This window comes from Microcoleus sp., assembly GCF_049646505.1.
Classification (GTDB): Bacteria; Cyanobacteriota; Cyanobacteriia; order Cyanobacteriales; family Microcoleaceae; genus Microcoleus.
Window position 1 is genome coordinate 1 of sequence record NZ_JBARVX010000442.1, and the last position, 7,210, is coordinate 7,210.

The 7,210-nt window shown below is 45.0% G+C and carries 7 protein-coding genes; 6 read left to right on the top strand and 1 reads right to left on the bottom strand.

Annotation, left to right across the window (positions count from 1 at the left end):
• The coding region (locus tag WBA89_RS21505; RefSeq protein WP_424409323.1) for a ComEC/Rec2 family competence protein at positions 1 to 881 on the top strand (881 nt) is incomplete at its 5' end.
• A 9-nt stretch (positions 882 to 890) separates the two neighbouring features.
• On the opposite strand, the gene WBA89_RS21510 is transcribed toward WBA89_RS21505, so the two are convergent.
• Positions 891 to 2,453 (bottom strand): hypothetical protein, encoded by a 1,563-nt coding sequence (locus tag WBA89_RS21510; RefSeq protein ID WP_424409325.1) that lies wholly within the window; start codon positions 2,451 to 2,453, stop codon positions 891 to 893.
• 368 nt (positions 2,454 to 2,821) lie between these two features.
• Between WBA89_RS21510 and WBA89_RS21515 the strand changes: the two genes are divergently transcribed.
• From WBA89_RS21515 to WBA89_RS21535, 5 genes are all read left to right on the top strand, one after another.
• On the top strand, positions 2,822 to 3,448 hold the full coding sequence (locus WBA89_RS21515; RefSeq protein ID WP_424409327.1) for a hypothetical protein: 627 nt from the start codon (positions 2,822 to 2,824) through the stop codon (positions 3,446 to 3,448).
• A 324-nt stretch (positions 3,449 to 3,772) separates the two neighbouring features.
• The gene (locus tag WBA89_RS21520) at positions 3,773 to 4,534 is read left to right on the top strand and encodes a ParA family protein (RefSeq protein ID WP_424409328.1); all 762 of its coding nucleotides are present in this window, start codon (positions 3,773 to 3,775) and stop codon (positions 4,532 to 4,534) included.
• Positions 4,524 to 5,450, top strand: a complete 927-nt coding sequence (locus WBA89_RS21525; RefSeq protein ID WP_424409329.1) for a ParB/RepB/Spo0J family partition protein — start codon at positions 4,524 to 4,526, stop codon at positions 5,448 to 5,450. Before WBA89_RS21520 ends, WBA89_RS21525 begins: the two co-directional genes overlap by 11 nt.
• Before the next feature lie 586 nt (positions 5,451 to 6,036).
• Positions 6,037 to 6,675, top strand: a complete 639-nt coding sequence (locus WBA89_RS21530) for a hypothetical protein (RefSeq protein WP_424409331.1) — start codon at positions 6,037 to 6,039, stop codon at positions 6,673 to 6,675.
• The coding region (locus WBA89_RS21535) for a response regulator (protein ID WP_424409332.1) at positions 6,672 to 7,210 on the top strand (539 nt) is incomplete at its 3' end. The genes WBA89_RS21530 and WBA89_RS21535, both read left to right, overlap by 4 nt.

A 7,210-nucleotide genomic window follows, 5' to 3' on the forward strand; every position in this document is an offset into this window, starting at 1 on the left:
CGTTGGCAGAGACTCTTGAAAATCTATCTATTAAAGAAATTTTACATATCCTCATTTCCCATTCTGATGCAGATCATATTGGAGGTATAATTGACTTACTTTCAAATAAAGATATCAAAATTCACAACGTACACCTAAACCCTGATGCAATTAAGGAAAGTAATATTTGGCGAGTTTTACGCATTGCTTTAAAAGACGCACGCCAACGGGGAACTAAAGTTTCATCAGAATTGACAACAACAAAAACTGGGAGTTTAAACATTGGTTCAGTTAATATCGAAGTCCTTGCACCAACACCTGAATTAATTTTAGGTGGTGCTGGAGGAACAGATTTACAGGGACGGAGATTAACGTCTAACTCAATATCAGCAGTTATCGGCATAGTTCACGATTCTCACCGAGTCGCTATACTAGCAGCAGATATTGACAATGTAGGATTTGACAATCTGATTCAAGACCCAAAAAGTTTTAGTGCTGACATACTTATTTTTCCTCATCATGGTGGAAGATCCGGTGGTGGAGATAGCAAAACATTTGCCCAGCAAGTTTGTAGTTTCATCCAACCAAAACTAATCATATTCTCAATTGATCGTAATCGCTTTAGCAATAATCCCCGTGCAGAAATAATAGAAGGATTGCGTTCTTCTGTGCCAGATGCTCATATTTTATGCACCCAATTATCTCAACAATGTGCTGCTAGTGTTCCTAGTTCAAAGCCTACACATTTAAATATTCTTCCTGCTAGAGGATTTATTAGTAATAGTTGTTGCGGAGGAACTATTGTTATCAAAATAGATGGTAGCAGGACGACTTATCCTGAGATTACTTTACATAAAGAATTTGTTAATCAAGTAACTAGCCCAATATGTCGAAAGTTTTGACTCTTCATTTCAGTGCTGAAAACTACTTTGACTATCTGATTCCGATCGCTCGGAATCCCTACTCCTCGCCTCTATCCGATCTAGCTCATCTGCCACAACTGTCCAAAAATCAATATCTTCAGGGGAAATCCCCTGAGCTAAAACCAATTTTTCTCCGCGAACTTTGATTAACTCCCCTCGGACAGAGGCAGTCACAGAAGACACCGAAACCCCTTCCGACTCTCCGACCATCAGCTCGTACAAATCTCCTACCCGAACGCGAGTGTACTCATCAGTCTCTTCCACGCGATCGCGTCCACGATCAAGGAAATACTCAAAAGCTCTTTGAGCCGTTGGCAGAATAGACTCAGCCATTTTTACCTGCTGAATATCCATTGTGGCTGCTGGCGGTACTGAATCAGCATTCAAATCGCCCGCTGGCGGGTTCGGAATTATCGGCTTTAACCAGTTACCCAAATCCTCAGAGTTTTCTTTAACAGTTGCACCCAAAACCTCTGCATCGCCATAAGATAAAGCGCTTTGCACTTCACCCTCTAAAGTAATCCGCAGCACGATGTGGCTGTCTCGATCTGAAATTACCCTGATTGCTTCACCCGACTCTAAAAATGCTGTCCAATCTTCTATAACTTTGCATTTCCCTAGCTTTAACTGTTGATAGCTATCTAATAAAGCCCTAGATAGCAAATTCTCTAGCTCTAAGCGCTCTTCTTCTTCCAGCTTTACTACCTCTTCTGTAAACTGTTCTCGGACTCCCTCTTCACTTTCAGTCTGGTCTTTCAAAATAGCCAAATTGCTTAAACCCAGAGGTACGATTAGTTCGCTAGAATCAGAGCGATCGCTCTTTAAATCTTGCTCCTGTATTTCAACTAAAGCCCCCGCTTCTGTCGAGAGCGAATCAGCTTCATCGCCCTCTGCTTCACTACCCAGCGTCCCAACTTGATTGTCACCATCTGCTTGCGAAAGCCAAACCAGCAAATTTTGTTTTGGTTGCCAATCTTGCCTCTTTGAGGAGGATAAGCCTTTAAGCTCAAGAACTCGGCGCTCCCAATCTTTGTTTAATTCGATGAAATTGGCTGCGTTAGTTTTGACCAGACTGATTTGAGCATAGGCATATTTCTCACCTGCCAAGGACAGGGCAAAATCAATAGCAGCGAGGCAGCCGTGATAGAAATCTTGAGTCTCGCCGATGCACACGCAATCTTTTATAGCCGGTTCGCAATCAGTTTCTCTTCCAATTTGTCTGAGTTGAGAAATGGATCTAACAGGCAACCTACAAATCGATAGCTTATACTCACCTTCTACTGAACTCGAACTTAGAGGTTGTTGGGATGAGTCATCTTCATTAATAAAAGTTGCTATTTTAGCTTCTAAAAGGGTAAGCGTTTGTACCCCGCCTTCTTCATCTATTAATTTAACTGCCCCATCCAATCCCGCCAGCAATCCCTGATAAAAATCTTGGGTTTCTCCAGCTATTGCTCGGTCAGTTGCTATCTTCTCAAAAAAAGCTAACCCTATTTGTTTTAGCCTCAAGATATACTCAGGAGAAAATCTCTGCATCGTGCCTAAAAACATAAGCTTGCCGCCACCTAAAAGCGCTTCGATCTTTTAGCAATCAACCTATCACGCGCTCTTGTCGTTCTCAGTAAGCCTTCAGTTGTAACTAACTTTAGTTCTCAAGGCACAGAACATTAAAGCCGTACTTGTTGTATCAAAAAGCAGTCGAACAAAGGCCTATTGCTATAGCTAGCTGGAATTAGAATAAACAACAACCACTCGGACGATAGTTTTTGCATCTGAATCGCCTTTGAATAGTCCGCCAGAGTAATTTCGCCAATGATTTTTGAGGTGGGAAATTAGGAAGGACGGCGGATTGAGTTTACAGCCTTTAGCTTTTAGCTTAAATCAGTAACTTTTACTGTTAATCGGAGAACGCCGTTCCCATGCAATTTAACCATCAACAGAGTTCTCGACAATCTATACCCACCGATCCGTTGCGGCACAGCAGGAGGCACATACTAGCATCCATCCTATTACTACTGGACAGCGATCGCACTTTTGCCGACTGGTCTCTCCCCCAACTGCCCCACGTATCAGGGTTTACCTACAAAGGAAATCGCTTTTTGGTAGCAACTCACAAAGAGGCTGAGCAGATAGTTTGGGGGTGGCTCGAGGATAATTTATGGGCAGTAACCAATACTGATGAAGATATGGACTTGCTGCTCCAGCACTTGCAAATTTCCCCATCTCTAGTTGAAGCATTTAATGGACAAGCTGCTATCAATTACCTTCGGACAGTTCATCCTAGAAAATTTTGCAAGCTTCTGTCCCCTGCCATAGCCAATCCCACCCAGTTCGTGCAAGCTCTGTTTGAGAACCGCAGCAGACCGGGACTGGTTAAACGCGCCATTTGTGAGTCAACCCAGTTCTCGCCTTTGGCTTGGACAGAAGTAGAACGGGCTGGATATCTCATTTACTGCATTGTTAACCAACCAGAGGTACTTCCTGGCTCGCTCAAACTAACAATCAACTATCCTTATCCCTACAAGTCAATGAAAGAGCGAGCTTAGAAGTATTTAGCGTCACCTGCCAGCATTGATACCCGACCGCATTGCCGTTGTCTTTTACAGCAACGGCATGGTCACTGTTGCCAATTGCCTTTTCGAGTGGGAAAAAATAAAAAAATTCCTAATGCGCCTTCAGAGATATCACTTTTATATGAGAGTATAACTATAGTTTTTTTACAAAACGGTCTGGGGATAGTGACGGTTCATACCTAAAGCGCAGACATTCCCAAACTTCAACAAGAGTGCAAATATGCTTACAGTTTTAACCGCCGCCTCCTTTTGCACGCAGGATGGGAAATATGGCGGCACGCTACAGGAGGGCAAATCATGACAAAGATAATCTCGCTGTTCAACCAAGCCGGCGGTGTGGGGAAAACCACGATCGCACTCAATCTCGGCTACCACCTCTATAAGCGAGGCCGCAAGGTTCTTCTCATCGATATCGATCCTCAAGGTTCTCTGACGCTCTTCATGGGGGTTGACTCTCAGAATTTGGATAAAACTGTGTTTGATGCCATTGTCAATGAGGAGCCTATGCCCATCCACACGGGCATTCACGGTATGGATTTGGCTCCCACCAACATCAACCTCAGCGCCGCGGAAATTCAACTGGTTAACATGGATTTTCGGGAAGTTCGCCTCAAAGATGCGATCGCCCCAATTCAAGACAACTACGACTTCATTCTCATAGATTGTCCTCCCAGTTTAGGGCTGCTCAGCTACATCAGCCTGGTCGCCGCTACTCATGTCTTAGTCCCCGTTGAGACTCACTACAAAGCCTTTGAGGGCACCAACCTCCTGTTGCAAACAGTAGCGAGAATCAGAAAGAAAGGAAACCGCTCTTTGCAGATAGCTGGTTTTGTTCCCTCCCGCTATGCTGCTGCCAACTCTCAGGACAAGCGGACTCTCAAGGCTATGAGCGAGCAGTTTACGACCTTCGGCCCCGTTTACACTCCCATCCCGCGCATAACTGCTTTCGCGGATGCTTCCGAGAAACAAGTCCCGCTTGCTGTTTACGAACCTAAAAATCCCGTCGTCAAAATATTAGACCAGCTAGCAGCCAAGATGGAGAAACTCAATGTCAAGTAAGAATGACCAGCCCTATAAAGGTAAGGCAAATTTGAGCGTTTTATTTGGAGATGATGAAGTGGTAGAACCAACGGCAGAAAAACTGCTCTCGATTGAGTCTATAAAGCTTCCATCCTCTCAACCGCGCCGATACTTCGACTCCCAAGCTATGCAGGCTTTGGTTGAGTCAGTAAAAACTGATGGAATTCTCCAACCTCTATTAGTTCGTCCTTTGGGAGACGATAAATACGAGCTAGTAGCTGGCGAAAGGCGGTATAGAGCTGCTAGAGAATTAGGATTGACAGAAGTCCCTGCGATCGTTCGGGACTTGACCCAACAGCAAGCTCTGCGCGTCGCATTAGTTGAGAACCTCCAGCGGGAAGACCTCAACCCAGTCGAAGAAACGGAGGGTATCTTGCAACTGCTCTCCCATCATCTTGAATACGATCGAGAAGAGGTGGTGCGGCTGCTCTACCGGATGCAAAATGACGTACAGAGGATGAATGATAACGTTATCATTCATCATGAAATGCAAATAGTCGTCAAGGTTTTTAGCGAATTGGGGCGGATGTCATGGGAGTCTTTCGTCAGCAACAGACTGGGACTGTTGAAGCTGCCGTCCGACATCCAAGAAGCCCTGCGCCGGGGTCAGATCGAGTACACCAAGGCGCTAGCGATCGCCAAAGTTAAAGACGAGCAGGCAAGAAAGTCGCTTCTCGAAGCCGCGATCGCTGAAGGTCTATCTTTAACTCAGATTAAAGAACGCATCGCGGATTTAAAGGCAGGTACTTCGGGAGAAGAACCGGAAGAAAATCTGAAAACCCAAATAAAGGGAGCTTTAACAAAAGCGAACAAGTCCCAAGCTTGGAGCGATCCAAAGAAGCAGAAGCGCCTCCAAAAAATCCTAACAGAGCTAGAATCTCTCTTAGCAGATTAGAAAAAGTAAGGGCGCTCGCCGCGCATCCACCCAAGCGCTACAACCGGAGTCTAGACAATAATTTTAGTCATTGAAGGTGATGGTTGTAGCCATTCAAAGGCCGAAGTGAGAAGACACTTATGATGAATTAAATATCCGGCTTCTAGCTTCTGCCTTCATACTTCGGTCTTCGGATGTCTTCTGCGTTTGTTTTGTAAGACTGAGAAGCATTTTTCGTACAACTCATTGTACCAACCGGACTCCTAAGAAACCGATTGTTATTTTGGTTTGTTTCTGGCTTAACGCGCGATGGCGCTGCGTACAGGGCTTGATATTATTTCTACGCTTGCTGTTGGGAGGCAAAGTTTAAATTTTTGTAAAGGATGCTCTGTCAAGCGAGAGGACATTCTTTTTTGGCGATCGGTCTGATACAGGCGATCGCGCGCGAGACGGAACAACTATTCCTGTAAAAAGAAAAGTCGCGCTAACAACCATTCTAACCAACACTGGCAGTGAATGAGAAATTAGCTTTGCGGCAGCGAATCAGAAATCAGCTTTTAGATAGAACTCACTCAAGCTTGGCAGTTGATAGGTTGGAGACCTAGACATGAAACAGAAAAACGCCAACTCAAACCAAGTTTTGCGAAGGTTGACAGTTATGCCAGAAACTAACACTCTTTCAAACCGCATCCGACATTCACCGCCGGCCAACTATCAAACCCTGTCAGATTATTTTTTGGCAGATTTTCAAAAGCAGCTAAATGCTTTTGCTCGCGCCTGGAATAAGTATCAGCCAAACGATTCGCTCTCAAACGACAGAAAACAAGACTTAGATTGGCTTGAATCGACGACGCTGCAAGAGTACAAAATTTCCATCCACACTTCAACTAGCAGTCAAGAGTTTTGGAAAGGTTGCAGGGATGGAAAACAAAGCAGGAGAACAATTTCTGACTTCGACTCGCCAAGCGTCGCACAAACCTTACTCAACGCGATGCCTTCGGCTAGCTTCGCTTACGCGAATCCGAAAGCAACTCAAATATACGAACTGGGATTTCAAGTTGGATGGCGGTACGTTCGCCTCAAAGACTACTTGCTGCGAATCAGAAAGCAGCGAAAGTTGGAAGAATCCCAGCGGCTTCAAGATTATCAACAGTTTTTAAGTTTTATCCGCCAAAAGGCTGATTCAGAAGATATGGACTCGTTCGTAAGTTTTGGATGGAGGCGGGAGAAAAAGCCAGGACAATGAGAGATAAACCCAGTAAAATCTTGGCGGTTGACGATACAACTGACAACTTATTTATCATGCAGGCTATCCTCTCAGAAGAAGGCTACTGCGTCAGCACGAGTTCCACCGGACTTGATGCTTTAGCTCTAGTAGAGGAGTCGCCACCAGATTTACTTCTGTTGGATGTAATGATGCCAGAAGTAGACGGTTACGAAGTGACTTACAGAATTCGCTCAAATTCTCAACTTCCCTTTATCCCCATCTTGTTAATTGCGGATGATAACTCAATGACCATAGCAGATGGACTCGACTTGGGCGCGGACGATTTCGTTTGCAAGCCCATCCAGGTAAATGAGTTGCTGGCTCGTGTCCGCAGCCTCCTCCGGCTCAAACACAGTATAGATGCGATGCAGGAAGTGACAAAGGCGCGAGAGGATTTTGTGTCTCGTCTCACCCATGACCTGCGGATTCCCCTTGTTGCCGCTGATAGAATGTTGGCTCTACTCCAACGAGGGAAATTCGGCGAACTACCCCTTCAAGCGGTAGAGGCGATCGC

What these genes read in the sequence shown, in the direction of transcription:
- WBA89_RS21510 (WP_424409325.1), bottom strand. Translation starts at nt 2,453, where the DNA reads ATGTTTTTAGGCACGATGCAGAGATTTTCTCCTGAGTATATCTTGAGG.
- WBA89_RS21515 (WP_424409327.1), top strand. Translation starts at nt 2,822, where the DNA reads ATGCAATTTAACCATCAACAGAGTTCTCGACAATCTATACCCACCGAT.
- WBA89_RS21520 (WP_424409328.1), top strand. Translation starts at nt 3,773, where the DNA reads ATGACAAAGATAATCTCGCTGTTCAACCAAGCCGGCGGTGTGGGGAAA.
- WBA89_RS21525 (WP_424409329.1), top strand. Translation starts at nt 4,524, where the DNA reads ATGTCAAGTAAGAATGACCAGCCCTATAAAGGTAAGGCAAATTTGAGC.
- WBA89_RS21530 (WP_424409331.1), top strand. Translation starts at nt 6,037, where the DNA reads ATGAAACAGAAAAACGCCAACTCAAACCAAGTTTTGCGAAGGTTGACA.